Source organism: Bradyrhizobium sp. AZCC 1577, from assembly GCF_036924575.1.
Classification (GTDB): domain Bacteria; phylum Pseudomonadota; class Alphaproteobacteria; order Rhizobiales; family Xanthobacteraceae; genus Bradyrhizobium.
Window position 1 is genome coordinate 6,564,525 of sequence record NZ_JAZHRQ010000001.1, and the last position, 16,525, is coordinate 6,581,049.

The 16,525-nt window shown below is 61.8% G+C and carries 14 protein-coding genes and 2 pseudogenes; 2 read left to right on the forward strand and 14 right to left on the reverse strand.

Annotation, left to right across the window (positions count from 1 at the left end; all coding sequences use genetic code 11):
- Window positions 1-659: 659 nt before the first annotated feature.
- The 4 genes from V1278_RS30995 to V1278_RS31010 form a co-directional block, all read right to left on the reverse strand.
- The gene (locus tag V1278_RS30995) at window positions 660-1,121 is read right to left on the reverse strand and encodes a DUF302 domain-containing protein (RefSeq protein ID WP_334383375.1); all 462 of its coding nucleotides are present in this window, start codon (window positions 1,119-1,121) and stop codon (window positions 660-662) included.
- Window positions 1,122-1,193: 72 nt separating this feature from the next.
- Window positions 1,194-1,916, reverse strand: a complete 723-nt coding sequence (locus V1278_RS31000; RefSeq protein ID WP_334367520.1) for a cytochrome c biogenesis CcdA family protein — start codon at window positions 1,914-1,916, stop codon at window positions 1,194-1,196.
- Between the two features lie 51 nt (window positions 1,917-1,967).
- Window positions 1,968-2,360 (reverse strand): thioredoxin family protein, encoded by a 393-nt coding sequence (locus tag V1278_RS31005; protein WP_334383376.1) that lies wholly within the window; start codon window positions 2,358-2,360, stop codon window positions 1,968-1,970.
- A gap of 348 nt (window positions 2,361-2,708) precedes the next feature.
- The gene (locus V1278_RS31010) at window positions 2,709-4,271 is read right to left on the reverse strand and encodes a 2-isopropylmalate synthase (protein WP_334383377.1); all 1,563 of its coding nucleotides are present in this window, start codon (window positions 4,269-4,271) and stop codon (window positions 2,709-2,711) included.
- A 480-nt stretch (window positions 4,272-4,751) separates the two neighbouring features.
- Between V1278_RS31010 and V1278_RS31015 the strand changes: the two genes are divergently transcribed.
- On the forward strand, window positions 4,752-6,236 hold the full coding sequence (locus V1278_RS31015) for a CYTH and CHAD domain-containing protein (protein WP_334384300.1): 1,485 nt from the start codon (window positions 4,752-4,754) through the stop codon (window positions 6,234-6,236).
- A 387-nt stretch (window positions 6,237-6,623) separates the two neighbouring features.
- Here the strand turns inward: V1278_RS31015 and V1278_RS31020 are convergent, their stop codons facing one another.
- The 10 genes and pseudogenes from V1278_RS31020 to V1278_RS31065 all read right to left on the reverse strand — a co-directional run bounded on the left by V1278_RS31020 (window position 6,624) and on the right by V1278_RS31065 (window position 15,934).
- On the reverse strand, window positions 6,624-7,538 hold the full coding sequence (locus tag V1278_RS31020) for a polyphosphate kinase 2 family protein (RefSeq protein ID WP_334383378.1): 915 nt from the start codon (window positions 7,536-7,538) through the stop codon (window positions 6,624-6,626).
- Window positions 7,504-8,515 (reverse strand): annotated as a pseudogene (locus V1278_RS31025) (branched-chain amino acid ABC transporter permease). The gene V1278_RS31020 and the pseudogene V1278_RS31025 overlap by 35 nt, the downstream one beginning before the upstream one ends.
- Window positions 8,512-9,393 (reverse strand): branched-chain amino acid ABC transporter permease, encoded by an 882-nt coding sequence (locus V1278_RS31030; RefSeq protein ID WP_334383379.1) that lies wholly within the window; start codon window positions 9,391-9,393, stop codon window positions 8,512-8,514. Before V1278_RS31030 ends, V1278_RS31025 begins: the two are co-directional and overlap by 4 nt.
- Before the next feature lie 12 nt (window positions 9,394-9,405).
- Window positions 9,406-10,110 (reverse strand): ABC transporter ATP-binding protein, encoded by a 705-nt coding sequence (locus tag V1278_RS31035; RefSeq protein ID WP_334383380.1) that lies wholly within the window; start codon window positions 10,108-10,110, stop codon window positions 9,406-9,408.
- Between the two features lie 2 nt (window positions 10,111-10,112).
- Window positions 10,113-10,880, reverse strand: coding sequence for an ABC transporter ATP-binding protein (locus V1278_RS31040; protein WP_334369808.1), 768 nt, complete (start codon window positions 10,878-10,880; stop codon window positions 10,113-10,115).
- Between the two features lie 33 nt (window positions 10,881-10,913).
- Window positions 10,914-12,224 carry an ABC transporter substrate-binding protein gene (locus V1278_RS31045; RefSeq protein ID WP_334367513.1) on the reverse strand — a complete coding sequence of 437 codons (1,311 nt, stop codon included), beginning with the start codon at window positions 12,222-12,224 and terminating at the stop codon, window positions 10,914-10,916.
- A gap of 100 nt (window positions 12,225-12,324) precedes the next feature.
- Window positions 12,325-13,041, reverse strand: coding sequence for an NUDIX hydrolase (locus tag V1278_RS31050; RefSeq protein ID WP_334383381.1), 717 nt, complete (start codon window positions 13,039-13,041; stop codon window positions 12,325-12,327).
- Window positions 13,042-13,079: 38 nt separating this feature from the next.
- Window positions 13,080-14,109, reverse strand: a pseudogene (locus V1278_RS31055) (ABC transporter substrate-binding protein).
- Window positions 14,110-14,318: 209 nt separating this feature from the next.
- Window positions 14,319-15,107, reverse strand: coding sequence for an ABC transporter permease (locus V1278_RS31060; protein WP_334367510.1), 789 nt, complete (start codon window positions 15,105-15,107; stop codon window positions 14,319-14,321).
- Window positions 15,107-15,934, reverse strand: coding sequence for an ABC transporter ATP-binding protein (locus V1278_RS31065; RefSeq protein WP_334367509.1), 828 nt, complete (start codon window positions 15,932-15,934; stop codon window positions 15,107-15,109). The genes V1278_RS31060 and V1278_RS31065 overlap by 1 nt, the downstream gene beginning before the upstream one ends.
- A gap of 191 nt (window positions 15,935-16,125) precedes the next feature.
- On the opposite strand from V1278_RS31065, the gene V1278_RS31070 reads away from it, so the two are divergent.
- On the forward strand, window positions 16,126-16,395 hold the full coding sequence (locus V1278_RS31070) for a hypothetical protein (protein ID WP_334383382.1): 270 nt from the start codon (window positions 16,126-16,128) through the stop codon (window positions 16,393-16,395).
- The last annotated feature ends 130 nt before the right edge of the window (window positions 16,396-16,525 follow it).

The following is a 16,525-nucleotide window of genomic DNA, read 5'->3' on the forward strand; positions in this document are numbered from 1 at the left end:
CCGAGTCAATCTGTCGCGTCCCCAAGACGTGTAGATGCCCTAGTGCGTCCGCAGGGACGACGGAGATGGGGATAGTCCGCGATACAAATATGACTCCCCGTTCGCGCGGCACGATGCGCCCGAGGTTTGCTCTTCACTTCCCGCCCTCTCCAAACAGAGGGCGCAGGGAAGACCGGGTGCTGGCCGCACCCGCGGTCTCGTGTGCAATTGCGCATAGCAAAAGCGCACACGAGCATACAGGTACAGCGGGAGCATCCCGGCCTTCCCTGCGCAATGGCTTTACGGCTTACTTCGTGCTCCCGGAGAACGGCTCTTTTGCCTCCGTCGCCGACGGGATAATTCCCGCAGACTTAACGCCAGCACCGCGGCGCCCGAACCACAGACTTCGCCGCTTCCTGCGCGCACGTCCAGCGCGCTTTCCGCGTCCATCGCACCTCAGCACGTTCGTGACGATCGCGAGCCGCCCCTCCATCGGGTGAGACGGGCGGAGTTATGCGACTGATTTGCCTCTCGCGTTAAGCGAAATATTTTTGATTCCCGGGCTTGACACGATTTCTGAAAATCAGAAGTGATTTGCCGTCGTGCCAATTGGTCGCAGACGTGTAATTGACATTCCGCTTGCGTAGGACGCAAAGCGTTTTGCAGATCGCAGGAGCCTTCTATTTCGTCGCCTCGTCCGTGATGTCGTTCAAAACCTTCGCAAACGCCGCGTAGTTGGGCGGGGTCTCCAGTCCATGCCGCGGATAGATTGTCTTATACAGATAGTCGGCTGAATTATAAGACAGCCATACCTTGCCCTGGTCATCCTCCCAAACAAGCGCCTTCGGAGGATTGTCGATCGCCAGCAATGGCGTCTTCGCCATGACCGGCGTGCCGAGTTTCGGATTGCCGAAGATGAGCACCGTGCGCGGGCGCATATCGATCCCGAACTTCTTTCCCGCAGCGGCGTGGTCGATTTCGGTGAACACAATGAACCCCGCGCCTTCCCTTGATTTGACGGCCGCCGCAAATCGGGAAATCGTATCGTTCACCGAGTAGTTGCTCGACTTCGTAATGATACCGTCGTTCGCGAAAGCGGGTGTTACAAACAGGAGTGTCAAGAAAGCGACAATGAGTCTCATCGGACTTCTCCTAACTGAGTTTCCAATTTCAGGTAACCGGCACCACCCTTTGTATGCAACTCGCCGACAGGTCTAGAACCGCGTGGTCAAATTAGTCAGCCATTCCGGCGAAACATCGACCAGGAATGCTTCGAGCGCCTTGTCCGCTCCCGAGATGACGAGCATGCCTGCGACGAGCAGCAAAAGACCGAGCGCAGATTTCATTCCGCTACCCGCGGCCAGCAATCGGCCGCGCCAGCGCGCCATCGTTTCCCGGGAAAGCCATCCCAACCCCAGCAATGGCAACGCCGCGCCGATGCCAAACGCGAGCATTGTCAGTGCCACCTGACCAAGATCCTTGCCCTGGGCAGCCAGCAACGACGCTGCGCCAAGCGTCGGCCCTACGCAAGGGCTCCATACGGCGCCCAGCAGGACCCCGATCCAAAACTGTCCGGCTACACCGCTTGCGCGGCTCGTTGCCAGCCTGCTGTCGGCCCAATTTCCGATCGGGCCCGCTGCAACCGCGATCTGCGCCTGTAGCCGCGGAGCAACAAGCACGATGCCGACAAGCATGATCAGCATCGCCGCGACGTAGCGTAGCCGGTCGGCATCCAATCCGATCGAGTGACCGGCCGTCGCCAGAAATAATCCGATGCCGGCAAACGAGAGGCACAACCCGGCAGCAAGCGCCAAAGGTCCCTGACGATGGCTCGATGCCGCGGAAGCCAGCACGATTGGAAGTATCGGGAGCACGCAAGGTGAAAGGATCGAAAGGATTCCTGCGAGAAACGCCAGAACCGCACTGCCGATCGTCATCGCAGCTTCCCCATTTCCAGGTCACCTTTGCCGGCACGCTCGACGACGAAGTCAGACGGCTTTTCCGACCATGGCGAAGATCGAGTCCCGCTTGGTATCGCCGACCGAGCGGGCCGCTTCCTTGTCGCCCTTGAAGGCAATCAGCGTCGATTGCGCACGGACGCCGAACCGATTGAGCAGGTCCTTCTGGCTATCGAAATCGATCACGAAATAGACGAGATCCTTAAACCTTGGATCGTTCCTCAGATCACTCAGGATCGGGGCCTGCGCTTTGCAAGTCGGGCACCACGGCGCATGAACCGCAATCAGAATTGGCTTGCCGGCCTTCTGGGCGGCGGCGAACGCCTTGGCATCGAAGGCATGCGCGTTATCGGCGAACGCCGGCGAAGCGGCGAGTGTTCCGGCGGCGAGCACGGCTCCAAGAACGGATCGGCGGGTCAGCATGGTATTCTCCTGGTTGATCGGGATGAGTTACGGTTTGGAGGCCGCAAATGTTACGCGCCTGCACCCGTAGCGGCATATATTTCGCAGGGCCCAAGGCTGGGAGGTTCCAGGCAGCCGCGGCCGGTTCGTATGCCCGTCATTCACCGGGCGGGGTTCCCGCGGGCAATGGTCGGCGCTTGTGCGCCTTGTAGACGCCAAAAAAACGCGACACCAACGAGCCGCGTTTTGCTTGGAAGTTTCGTAGGGTGGGCAAAGCGAAAGCGTGCCCACCATCAGGAAGCGCGCTTGATGATGGATGGTGGGCACGGCGCGAAGAGCGCCTTTGCCCACCCCACCACCGGCGTGGCCTCAGCCTGCCACCGCCGCTGCCGGCATGTCGCGCTGGCGCTTCATGACGATCTTGTTGAGCGCGCCGAGATAGGCCTTTGCCGAGGCGACCAGCGTATCCGGATCCGCTGCACGGGCGCTCATCGAGCGCCCCTCATGGGAGAGACGCACCGTCACTTCGGCCTGCGCGTCGGTGCCTTCGGTCACGGCGTGAACCTGATACAGCTCCAGTTTCGCTTCATGCGGCACCAGCCGCTTGATGCAATTGAAGACGGCATCGACCGGGCCGTTGCCTTCGGCTTCCTCGATCCTGGTCTGGCCTTCGACGTCGAGCTTCATGGTGGCGCGCTGCGGGCCGTGGGTGCCGGCGATCACCGTCAGCGAGGTGAGCTTGATGCGATCGTGCGAGGCCGCCATTTCCTCGTCGACCAGCGCCTCGATGTCCTCGTCGTAGATGTCCTTCTTGCGGTCGGCCAGCGCCTTCATCCGCGCAAAGGCATCTTCGAGCTGGTTCGGGCCGAGCTTGTAGCCCATCTCTTCCAGCTTGTGGATGAACGCATGACGCCCGGAATGCTTGCCCAGCACCAGCGACGACTGCTTCAGGCCGACCATCTCGGGCCGCATGATCTCGTAGGTAGAGGCGTCCTTCAGCACGCCGTCCTGGTGGATGCCGCTTTCGTGCGCGAACGCGTTACGGCCGACGATCGCCTTGTTGTACTGCACCGGGAACGAGGTCGCCGCCGATACCAGCTTCGAGGCGCGCGTCAACTGCGTGGTGTCGATCTTATTCCACCACGGAAACTTGTCGTTGCGCACGTTGATCGCCATCACGATCTCTTCGAGCGCAGCGTTGCCCGCCCGTTCGCCGATGCCGTTGACGGTGCATTCGACCTGGCGCGCGCCGCCGGCGATGCCGGCCAGCGAGTTCGCCACCGCCATGCCGAGATCGTTATGGCAGTGGACGGAGAAAATCGCCTTGTCGGAGTTCGGCACCCGCTCGATCAGCGTCTTCATGAAGTGGGTGTATTCCTCCGGCACGGTGTAGCCGACGGTATCGGGAATGTTCACCGTGGTGGCGCCGGCCTTGATGACGGCCTCCACGATGCGGCAGAGGAAATCCATCTCGCTGCGAGTGCCGTCCTCGGCCGACCATTCGACGTCGTCGATATGGTTGCGGGCGCGGGTGACGTTGGCGATCGAGGTTTCGATCACCTGCTCCGGTGTCATGTTCAGCTTGACGCGCATATGCAGCGGCGAGGTCGCGATCACGGTGTGGACGCGGCCGCGCTTTGCGAACTTCACCGCTTCGGCGCAGCGGTCGATGTCCTTGGGATGCGCGCGCGACAGGCCTGCGATCACGGCGTTCTTGGAGCGGCGGGCAATCTCGCTGACCGCCTGAAAATCACCTTCCGACGTGATCGGGAAACCCGCCTCGATGACGTCGACACCCATGTCGTCGAGCATTTCGGCGACCTCGAGCTTTTCCTCGAACGTCATGGTCGCGCCCGGGCACTGCTCGCCATCGCGCAAGGTGGTGTCGAAAATAACGACGCGGTCCTTCTCGGACTTATTCGCTGATGTCATATGCTGAATTCCTTTTGGGGTCGTAGCGCCATCTCTCATGGACGCTGAAGGGTCTGGTGATCTCGCTCAAAACCCCTGAGTGCCCAGGCGCAAACGCCCAGACGGCCCTCAGGGGCCGATAAGAAGCAGAAGCCCGCCAAGAAGCAGGGTGGGCGCGGACGCAGCTGGAATCGCAGGGGCAGCCTTGGCCGCTCCACCCCGAACTCCGTACCTTTCGCTGCGAATCAGCATTGCCAGACCCTTAAGGACGCTCAAGTCTCGGCCAAAACCATTGACGGTTCGTTGCCGGGACGGCGTTCCGGGGCTGTTCTAGACGAGAATTGCCGCCCGCCGCAATGCCAAAAGAGGGTCAGAAAGGGTGACCTAACGGCCGAGGAAAGTCGGCAGAACGACCCGGGAGCAGAAAACACCCTTCGGCGTTACCAGCCCATAGCTCAGCGTGATCAGCCGATGGGCGTTGAGACCGAAATCAAGTTCCGTATGCCTAAGCGCAATCTCGGATCCAATCCCAGATTGAGGGTGCCCGGCTGCAAAATCGGCAAGCGCTCGGAGAACGATCTGCTGTCGACCTATTTCGACACGCGAAAACACAAGCTGAAGCGGCGCGGACTTCTGCTCCGAGTCAGGCAAGCGGACGGCAAGCACATACAAACAATCAAGCGGACGTCCGGCGCGCAGTTCGGCCGTGGCGAGTGGGAAGCCGAAATAGCAGGCCGTACCCCCGATCTCGCCGAGGTGAACGGCACGCCGCTTCAACGGTTTGCCTCGAAGAAGCTGCGCCGCAAGTTGAAGCCGATCTTCGAGACCTCGGTGCATCGCATCACCATGCCGGTCCACACCAAACGGAGCGAACTGGAACTTGCCATCGATCGCGGCAGGCTTGTCGCGGCCGGCCACACAAGCCGCATCGAGGAGGTTGAACTTGAACTGAAAAGCGGTCCACCAAGCGATCTGTTTCGCGTCGCGAAGGCGCTGGAGCGAAAGCTTGCGGCTGAGCTTTGTTTGAGGGCGAAGGCTGACGAGGGATACGATCTCGTCGACGGCAAGCGCGCTCAAGCTGTTTTTGCCGAGCCAATCGAACTTGGGAAGCGAATGACCGTCATCGAGGGCTTTAAGGTCATCGCCCGCTCCGCGCTTCGCCATTTTTCCGGAAATGTCGACGCCGTCCGCCAGCTTGATCCGGAAGGCGTGCATCAGATGCGCGTGGGCTTGCGCCGCCTGCGTGCGGCCATCTCGCTGTTTTCGAACGCATTGCCGCAGACGAAAACCGAGGAGATCAAGACAGAGCTCAGGTGGCTGACAAACGAACTTGCTCGCGCGCGCGAACTCGATGTCTTCCTGGAGGAGAAGATTGGTCCCGTCGCCCGCGAAATCACGCCGCAACGGGGCGGCAAAGCCATCGCGAAGCACTTTGCCGAGAAACGCGCTGAGGCGCTCGCGCAGGCCAGAAGGGCTGTCGATTTGCCGCGATGCCGCGCGCTGCTCGTCGATGTGCTCGAGTGGATCGAGGCGCAGCCCGGCCAGACGGACGTCGCCAACAGCAAACTTGGCCAGTTCGCCGCAGAGCTGCTGAATCGGCGGCTGAGAAGGGCACACAAGGACGCAGGAAAATTGCAGAAGATGACGGCACCCGAGCGGCACAAATTCCGGATCAGGATGAAGAAGCTGAGATATGCGGCCGAGTTCTTCGAAAGCCTTTTCCGCAGCAAACGCGAGCGAAAGGCGCTCGCGCGTCTATCGAAACACACGAAGAAGATCCAGGATGCTCTGGGCTCGCTCAACGACTTCATTGCGGACCGAAAGATGGCGGCAGAAGCCGCGCTCAAGGCGCCACCGCAAGACCGGCGCGCCCGCGCCTATGTTTCCGGCATCATCGTTGGCCGCGAGGATGAGCAGGCAAGGCCGCTCATGCAAGCGGCTGCAAAGGAACTGCGGGCGCTTCGCAATCTGTCCGCACTTGGCTGATACTACCTCACCCGCATTCGAGCCGGCCGCAGCGCGCTGGATTCGCCGGAGCCTGCCATCGGGGTCGCAAGGCGAGACCCGGTGGCGGGAAGGACACAGAGCCTAGCGAAACCATCGCATCTCGTGAGTGAGGGACGCACCGGCGGCAGGGTTCCCTCCCCCCTTGCGGGGGAGGGTTAGGGAGAGGGGTGCCACACGACGTGCTCTCCCAGTGTGAATGCCACAACGAGCGACCGAAATTGAAAAGCCGATGTGCTCATCGACCATCTCGCCCGGGGCTTACCCCTCTCCCCAACCCTCCCCCGCAAGGGGGGAGGGAGCCTGACCAGCGTGCTCACCTCACTCGGCACCATTGGTGGGCACGGCGCAAGTGCGCCTTTGCCCACCCTACTTCGCGTTCCCCTCATTCAGCAGCGCCTCGCGCACTTTGGCGAATTCGCTGCGGTCGGCCTTGTCCACCTTTGGAAAATGCAGATCGAGTCTGTCGAGCGCGCTAACGATCGTCGAGCCGATCACCACGCGGGCGAACCATTTGTGGTCGGCGGGGACGACGATCCAGGGCGCCGCCTGCGAGGCGGTGTGGCGGATCATATCCTGGTAGGCGGCCTGGTATTTCGCCCATAGCGCGCGCTCGCCGATATCGGCCGTCGAGAACTTCCAGTTCTTGGCGGGCTCTTCCAGCCGTTCGAGGAAGCGTTCGCGCTGTTCTTCCTTCGATACATTCAGGAAAAACTTCAGGATCACGGTGCCGTTGCGCGCCAGGTAGCGCTCCATCGCGGAGATGTCTTCGAAGCGCTCCTTCCAGATGTTTTTGGTGACGAGTTGCGGCGGCAACTTCTGCCTGCCGAGAATTTCCTGGTGCAGCCGCACCACCAGGCATTCTTCATAATAAGAGCGATTGAAGATACCGATCCGGCCGCGCTCCGGCAGCGCGATCATGCTGCGCCAGAGGAAATCGTGGTCGAGTTCCTTGGTCGACGGCTGCTTGAACGAAGTGACCTCGCAGCCCTGCGGGTTGACGCCCTCGAACACGCTCTTGATCGCACTGTCCTTGCCGGCGGCATCCATGCCCTGGAAGATCAGCAGCAGCGACCAGCGGTCCTGGGCGTAGAGTTTTTCCTGGAAATCGTTCAGTCGCTTACGATTGGCCTCGATGATCCTGGTCGCCCCCTCCTTGTCGAGACCGCCCTTCTCATTGGTCTTGTGCGACTTGAGGTGAAATTCGCCCGAGCTGTCGTAGCGGAACGGGGCGACATAGGGTTTTAGTTCATCTGCCAGCGATGGCTGCGGCTTCTTGCTCATGTGGTGTTTGGCTTTTTCGGTTGCGCCTTCAGTTTGTCGAGGACGCTACCCAGAATGCCCTTGGGCAGGAAGATGATGAAGACCACCAGCAAAACGCCGTAGACCAGGTTGTCCCAGCCGACCGCCTTGGTACCGAAGCCGATCCGCAGCCCTTCCGCGAGCAGGATGGTGATGATGGCGCCGATCGTCGGCCCGAGCGAGACATAGAGCCCGCCGACGATGACGGCGAACACCATCTGCAGCGACACCGCAATGCCGCTGACCGTGTCCGGCGAGATGAACATCTGGTACTGGCAGTACAGCGCGCCGGCGAGCGCGGTCATCAAGGCAGAGATCAGCGTGATCTTGAGCTTTTCGGCTGTCACGTTGACACCGGCCGCAGCCGCCGCGTCCTCGTCCTCCGAGATCGCCTCCATGGCGTAGCGGCTCATGCTGCGGTCGACCCAGCGCCAGATCAGAAGGCCCACCACCCAGACGCCGAGCGCGATCAGATACCACGTCGTCTTGTCGTCGAACTGCAGCGCCAGCAGCCCCCGGCCGCTGGGCGCGCGGTTCGGCGTGTAGCCGAGCGAACCGCCGGTGTAATCACGCGTCGCGGTGATGACCTGCAGCACGATGCCGGACAGCGCCAGCGTCACCAGCACGAAATAGTGCCCGGTGATGCGGAAGCGGAAGCAGGGATAGGCGACCACCAGCGCCAGCAAGCCCGCCGCCACCATGCTGAGCGGAATGCCGATCCAGGGCGTGATGTCGAGGTGGTTCCACAACAGCGCCGTGACATAGGCGCCGACGCCCATGAAGCCGCCATGGCCGAGCGAAACCAACCCGAAGCGGCCCATGATCGACCACGAAGTGTAGGCGAACGACCAGATCAGGATCAGCACCAGGATGTGCAGGTGATAAGGCTCACGATAGACGAAGGGCAGCGCGATCAGCGCAGCTAGTCCAACGGCCCAGGCGGTGTAGCGGGAATTCACGAGCGCCTCGCCAAAAGGCCCGCGGGCCGGATGAACATCATGACGATGAAGAAGGCAAAGGCCAGCACGTAACCCCATTCGAGGTCGGAGTACAGGCCGCCCAGCGAAATGATCTGGGCGAACACGAACGCCGCAATGAAACCGCCGACGAAATTGCCGAGCCCGCCGAGCACGCAGATCAAGAACGTGATCGGCCCAAACGACAGCCCGACGAACGGATGCACGTCATACTGCAGCACCAGCAGGCAGGCGGCGAGGCCGGCGAGCGCGCCGCCGATCGCCGAGGTGATGAGATAGATACGCTTGGTATCGACCCCCATCAGCGACATGATCTGGCGGTCCTGCGCAACGGCGCGGATCGCCGTGCCGGTATAGGTGCGCTTCATGAAGAAGTAGATCGCCAGCATGCCGAGCAAGGCGGCGACGAAGGCGAGCAGCCGCGAATAGCTGAAATGCATGTCGCCGATCGCCAGCACCGGCAGGCGAATGCCGAGGTTGCGGAAGTCGATGCCGAACGCGACCGTGGCGAAGCTCTGCAGGATGAACAGCACGCCGCCGGTCGCGAGCAACTGGTTGATCGGCGGCGCGGTGAGCAGCGGCGCGATGACGATGTAATGCAGGAGCGCGCCAAGGGCTGCGACCAGCAGGATCGCGATCGGCGCTGCGACCCAATACGGCAGGCCGAACACCTGGACCATGTAGTACATGCCGTACATCCCGATCATGACCAGCTCGGCGTAGCAGATCCAGGTGACGTCGATGACGCCGAAGATCAGATTGAGCCCGAGCGCCAAGAGCGCCAGCACGCCGCCGAGCAGGATGCCGTTGACCACGGCTTCCAGCAGGTAGATGTCGAAGGTGTCGAGGAATGCCTGCATGCTCACTTTGCCCTAAACGCCCAAATATGCCTGCTTGATCGTATCGGTCTTCATCATCTCTTCCGACGTGCCGGACGCTCGGATGGTGCCGGCCTCCAGCAGGTACGCGCGATCGACCACCTTCAGCACCTGCTGCACGTTCTGCTCGACGATCAGAACCGTCAGCCCGCCAGAGCGAATTCGCTTCACCAGCTCAAACACCTGCTGCACCACGACCGGGGCGAGCCCCGCCGAAGGCTCGTCGAGCAGAAGCAATTTCGGATCCGACATCAGCGCACGGCCGATCGCACACATCTGCTGCTCGCCGCCCGACAGGGTACCAGCCATCTGGCTGCGCCGCTCCTTCATGCGCGGGAACAGGTCGAACACGAATTCCAGCCGCTCGGCATATTTGGCGCGCGCGCCGGGCATGTAGGCGCCCATCTTCAGATTGTCGTCGACGGTGAGCCGCGGAAACAGCCGGCGGTTCTCCGGCACGTGGGCAATGCCGAGATCGACGATTCGATGCGCCGGCGTCGCGACGACGTCGCGGCCTTCCATCGTGATCGAACCTTCGGTGGGGCGGATCAAGCCCGAGATCACGCGCATCAGCGTGGTCTTGCCGGCGCCGTTCGGGCCGATCACGCCGACCGCCTCGCCCGCCCTGACCTCGAGATTGATGCCGAACAATGCCTGGAAGCTGCCGTAACCCGCGTCGAGCGATCTGAGTTCGAGCATACTTACACCCCTGCCCGCCGGCGCGCTTCCGCCGCCGCAGCCTGGCTCGAATCCGCATCCGTCCCGAGATAGACCTCGATCACCCTTGGATCGCTCGCCACCGCGCTCGGCAGGCCTTCCGAAATCTTCTCGCCGTGATCGAGCACCATCACGCGGTCGACCACCCGCATCAACACGCCCATGATATGCTCGACCCAGATGATGGTGATGCCGAGCTCGTCGCGGATCTTGCGCAGCATGTCGGCGGCCTGATCCATCTCGTGCTCGTCGAGCCCGCCGAGGCTTTCGTCGGCGAGCAGAAGTTTCGGCCCGGTGGCGAGCGCCTTGGCGAGTTCGAGTTTTTTCAGGCCGGCGGCACCCAAGCCATCGACGCCGGCGTGGCGGTTGGTCGGCAGGCCGACCATGGCCAGCGCGCGTTCGGCGGCCTCGTCCGCGCGGGCGCGGCTGTGGCTGCCCTGACCGTAATAGCCTGCGAGCGCCACATTCTCGAATATCGTGAGCCGGTGAAACGGCCGTGGGATCTGGAAGGTGCGGCCAATGCCGCCGTTGATGATGCGGTGCGGCGCCTTGCCCGCGATCTCCGTTCCGTTGAACACAATCGATCCTGCCGTCGGGATCAGCGTGCCCGACAGCATGTTGAAGATCGTGCTCTTGCCGGAGCCGTTCGGGCCGATCAGGCCGAGAATCTCGCCCTGCTCGACCCGGAACGACACGTTGTTAACAGCGGTGAAGCCGCCGAAGCGTTTCACCAATCCGTCTACCGTCAGCACTCCAGAACCTCCGCTTAGCCGTTTGCCCGGCTCTTACTGGTTGCTGAACGTGGTTCCCTTCGGTAGCGGCAGCACGGCCTCGCGCTGCGCCTGGCTCTTCGGCCACACCACATACGACTTATCGTCAACATACTGGATAACAACGGGGAACGAGCGTTCGTTCTGGCCGGCCATCTGGGCGCCCTCGCCGTGGAACTTGACGCCGAAGCCCAGCATGGTGCCGCCTTCGGGAATATCGGTCTCGAGCGCGGCCTTGCGCAACGCATCGGGATCGACCCCGCCATATTTCTTGATGGCGCGCGGCAACACCTCGGTCAGGAACAGATAGGTGTTGGACGCCGCCATGCCGACATGCGCGGAGCGAATCGCGACACCCGGCTTGGCCTTGTCGAACTCCTCGCCGACCATCTTGATGACCGGCGGCAGCTTCGGATCCATCGATTTCTGGTTGGCGAGCCAGATCGAGATCGGGTCGGTGTTGAAGACGTAGTTGACGTCGGAGCCCAGACCTTCCTTCAGCTTTTCGTAGACGCCATAGCCTGCGCCGTGGCCGACCAGAGCAGCGAATTTCAGGCCCTGCTCGCGCGCCTGGCGGCCGAACAAGGTGATGTCGGGGTTGTAGCCGGTGTGGAAGACCACGTCGGGCCGGGCGCGCTTCAGTTTCGTCACCAACGAAGAAAGATCCGGCGCGGTGGCGGAATAGCCTTCCTTCAACACGATGTTGAAGCCGGCCTTCTTGGCGCCGGCCTCGTTGCCCTTGGAGACGTCGACGCCGTAGGCGCCGTCCTCGTGGATGATGGCAACGCGCAGATCCTTCGGCTCCTTGCCGAGCTTGGCCTTGGAATTCTGCGCGATGAAATCCATCGTCATCAGGCCGAACTGGTCGCCGGAGGCTTGCGGCCGGAATACGTATTTGAAGTTCTTGTTGTCGAGCACGGCGGAAGAAATGCAGGTGGTGATCCACATGAACTTCTTGAGCTGCTCGACGCGCCCGGCCACCGGCACGCATTGTGCCGACGAATAGAAGCCGAGCAGCATGTCGACCTTTTCCTGCTCGATCAGCCGCACTGCCTCGTTGATGGCGACGTCGGGCTTGCTCTGGGCGTCGGCATAAACCGCTTCGACCTTGTAACCCTCGACGCCGGTCTTGACGTACTGGTCGAGCATGATCTTGGCGCCGATATATTGCAGCTCCGAACCGCCGCCGGCGAGCGGGCCGGTCAGATCGTAGATGACGCCGATCTTGATTTTCTTTTCCTGAGCCTCGGCGGAAACCGCCATCCCCAGCACCGCGATTGCGGCAGACAGCCCGACGAGAAGGCGTGCAGTTTTGCGCCCCGGCATGGAATCCTCCCTGGATTATTTTTGTGCACTGCATTTTCTTGTTCTTGGTTGGCGCCTATCACATTGGTAGCGCGACCAGATGTCAAGCGCATTGCGCGCGTCACGGCCGGGAAGCGAGCTGCACCTCGATGAACGCCGTGACAAAACGCGGCATTGCCGAATTCAGATCGCGCGCGCTGCGCACGACGTGAATGGCCGACAGTTCCGGCTGACGCTGCGAGGCAAGATTGCGCTCGATCCGCTCGCGCAGCGCGTCGCCCGGCATATCGACGCGCAGAACGCGGATCATCGCGAGCGCAGGCCCGGTGTGGAAGCAATGCCAATGCGGCTCGCTGTCGTATTCGCCGGGGGCAAGGCCGGTCTCTTCCTCGAGCTCGCGCGTGACGCTGCCGGAGATATCGACCGTCCCGTCCCTGATATCGTCGAGGTCCGGCGTGCCTGACGGAAAATAGATGCGCCCGGCATTCGCCGTGTGCGGACCCATCTCGCCGAGCACAAGGGCGCCGTCGGCGCAGAGTAGCGCGCCCATGCCGAAACCGTTGAACACGCTCGCGTCGGGAAAGCCCCAGTCGCGCCAGGCCAGAAAACTGGCGAAGTCGGTTTCGAAATAGCTGGCGCTCAAACGGTCGCCGGAAAACACCGGGTTGCGCCCGAGCAGGACGCGGCCGTTCCACAGTGTAGGCCTTTCGCGCTGCTTCTCGGAAAAATGCGCATCGATGTCCGCGCGCCGCGCTTCCGCAAACGGCCACGCCCACGTTTCGACCACAAGATCGAGCGTGCTGACGCGATGAATGGCCGGAGGCCTCGTGCCACTCATAGCTTCACATCGCCCGATTTCACGTCGATCCTATCCCCTCACTTCGGATTGGCGCCCGTGGTCTTCTTGGCCTGCTCGACATATTTGTTGGTATACGTCTTGGTCACGTCGATATTGGCTTTCGCCACCTCGGGCGAGCCTTCGCTGAAGACGGCGAGCACTGCGTCGGCGCCCTTCGGGTCCATCAAACCGGTTTGCGAGTACATCGGGATCGTGTTTCTTCAGCGCGGCGAGATAGAGCGCCTTGTCCTTGCCAACCATTCCCTCCGGCATCTTCGCCATGATCTCTTCCGGCGAATGCGAATGGATCCAGTTGAGCGTGTTGACGATCGCGTTCGTCAGCGCCTGCACTTCCTTCTCGTGCGAGTTGATCCAGGCCGCCGTGGTGTAGAGCGCACCGCCCGGATACTCGCCGCCGAACACGGCCAGCGTGTCCTTTTGCGTGCGGGTGTCGGCCAGTATCTTCAAATCCGGATGGCTGCCCTGCAAAACGGTGACGGAGGGGTCGAGCATCACGGCGGCGTCGATCTGGCCCTGCTGCATCGCCGCCACCGCGGTGGCCCCTAAGCCGACGCCGATCACCGCGGCGCTGGTCGGGTCGAGGCCGTTCTTCTTCAACAGATATTTTAAGAAGAAGTCGGTCGAGGAGCCCGGCGCGCTGACGCCGACCTTCTTGCCGGCCAGATCCTTGATCGATTTGATCTCGCTGGTGTGCGCGGGCGACACGACCAGCACCAGGCCGGGATAGCGGTCGTAGATCACGAAGGACTGCAGCTCCTGCTTCTTGGCAGCCAGGTTGACGCAATGGTCGAAATAGCCCGAGACCACGTCGGCGCTGCCGCCGAGCACGGCTTTCAGCGCGTCCGAGCCGCCCTTGAGGTCGACCAACTCGACCGCCACGCCCGCCTTTTCATATTCGCCGAGCTGTTTGGCGAGCACGGTCGGCAGATAACACAGGCAGGCGCCGCCGCCGATGGCGATGGTGACCTTGCTTTGCGCTGCGGCAAATCCCGAGGTCAGCGTCAGTGCTAGCAGCGTAGCGGCCAGCCGGCCGAACAGTTTCTTCATGAGTTCCTCCATTCGTTGGCGGCAAGATAGAGCAGCGGCTGGGGCTTGAGAAGACGCACTTCGAACCATCTCCGTCATTGCGAGCCAACGGGTCGCGCGAATGCGCGCCCGATGACAGGCTCCGCGAAGCAATCCATGCCGCCACACGCGGAGCCATGGATTGCTTCGTCGCTATGCTCTTCGCAATGACGGTGGAGAGGCCGGAATGCTTACCCCCTGCCCTCCGCCGCCGCTGGCCGCCATACCAGAAGCCGCCGTTCGACCAGCGTCACGCCCATGTCGATCAATATGACGAAAGCCGACAGCACGAACATGCCGGCGAAGACGCCGGCGACGTCGAACACGCCTTCGGCTTGCTGGATCAGGTAGCCGAGACCGGCGGCCGAGCCCAGATATTCGCCGACCACGGCGCCGACCACCGCAAAACCCACCGACGTGTGCAGCGAGGAGAACATCCACGACAGCGCCGAGGGCCAGTAGACGTGCCGCATCAACTGCCGCTCGTTCATGCCGAGCATGCGGCCATTGTCGAGCACGGTGTTCGAGACTTCCTTGACGCCCTGATAAACGTTGAAGAACACGATAAAGAACACCAGCGTAACGCCGAGCGCCACCTTGGACCAGATGCCGAGCCCCAGCCACAGCGTGAAGATCGGCGCCAGCACCACGCGCGGCAGCGCGTTGATCATCTTCACATAGGGATCGAACACCGCAGCGACGCGCGGCTGTCGCGCGAACCAGAAGCCGACCAGCACGCCACTGATTGAGCCGATCACGAAGGCGAGAATCGATTCCCACAGCGTGATGATCAGGTGCTTCCAGATCACGCCTGACGAAAACCATTTGATGATCTGGCTGCCGACATCAATCGGGTTGGAAAAGAAAAACGGCGGCAGCAGGATTTTTCCGAACACCGGCACGGTAGTCAGGAACTGCCACACCGCCAGGGCTACGACGGCGACCAGCAATTGCAACAGGAGCAGCGTCGAGCGGGACATCACCCTGCCTCCGCACTTCGCGTGGATTGTACGTAGCCCTTCATCACTTCGTCCTTCAACACGCTCCATATCTCCCGGTGCAGTTCGTGAAAGTCCTTCTCCATGCGGACTTCCGAAATATCGCGCGGCCGCGGCAGTTTTACCCGCCAGTCGCCGATGATGCGCGCGCTTGGCCCTGCCGACATGATCACGACGCGATCGGCCAGCGCGATCGCCTCTTCGAGATCATGGGTCACAAACAGCACCGCCTTGCGGTCGGCGTTCCATAATTCGAGCAGCAGATTACCCATGATCTGCCTTGTCTGGGCGTCGAGCGGACCGAACGGCTCATCCATCAAGAGTATCTTGGGATCGCGGATCAAAACCTGCGCGAGGCCGACGCGCTTGCGCTGGCCGCCGGACAGCATGTGCGGATAGCGGTTACCGAAGGCGCCGAGGCCGACCGATGTGAGCCAGCCTTGCGCGCGCTGCAACGCCTGCTCGCGCGGCGCGCCCTTGATCTCAAGCCCGATGGCGACGTTGTCGAGTGCGGTCTTCCAGGGAAACAGCGCATCGGCCTGGAAGAGATAGCCGGCATCGCGATTCAACCCCGTGAGCGGCTGGTCGAAGATTTTTACCGATCCCGCCGCCGGCTTCAGGAGCCCTGCCGCGACATTGAGCAGCGTCGATTTTCCGCAGCCCGTCGGGCCGACGATGGCGACGAACTCGCCATCCGCGACGGACAGATTGGCCTTCTCCACGGCTGTATAGACACGGTCGCCGGCGACGCGGAACGCCACTGTCGCATCGCCAAGCGCGACCGCCGTTGGCTGTGCGGTATCCGCCATGTTTTCTTCCCCAAAGATTTGGACGGATGCCTTAGCCGTTACAAAGGATAAGTTCAACGCGGCGCTGCAACGCGGCCGTCGAACGTGAGCAGCGCAAGCCAGATATCAGTCGCCCAGCATGCCTTCCAGAAGGGTAAAGGTTGCTGCAAACTGCAGATGTAGCCCGCGATTCGTAGATGTCTTGGGGAGCCATGAACGAGACTTTGATATCCGCCTGCACCATGTTTCTCGTTCCGGCAACGCTTTTGTTTGGCGCTTTAGGTGTCGCGAACTCGTCCTTTCTCAAGATGCTGGTCTGCTTGCTTGGTATAGGCACGGCAGGACTATGGCTCTACCGGATATGGTGGTGGACCAACCTGTCTTTGATTGATCGCAGAACGGCACTTGGTCTTGCCGGCATGTATGCGGGCGCGTGGGTGGTGACATTCCTGGTGCAGTTGAAGAATGTATTCTCCCGCTGACTGAATCCGTATTGCTGAAAATCCTGTCAGTCCGAAGCTCGGGGTGATCACTGGGCAAGCCGTGGACCATCTCGAACCAATTGCTTCACAACAACGGGGGACTTGAAGTCCCACATTCGCGACCGGGCCA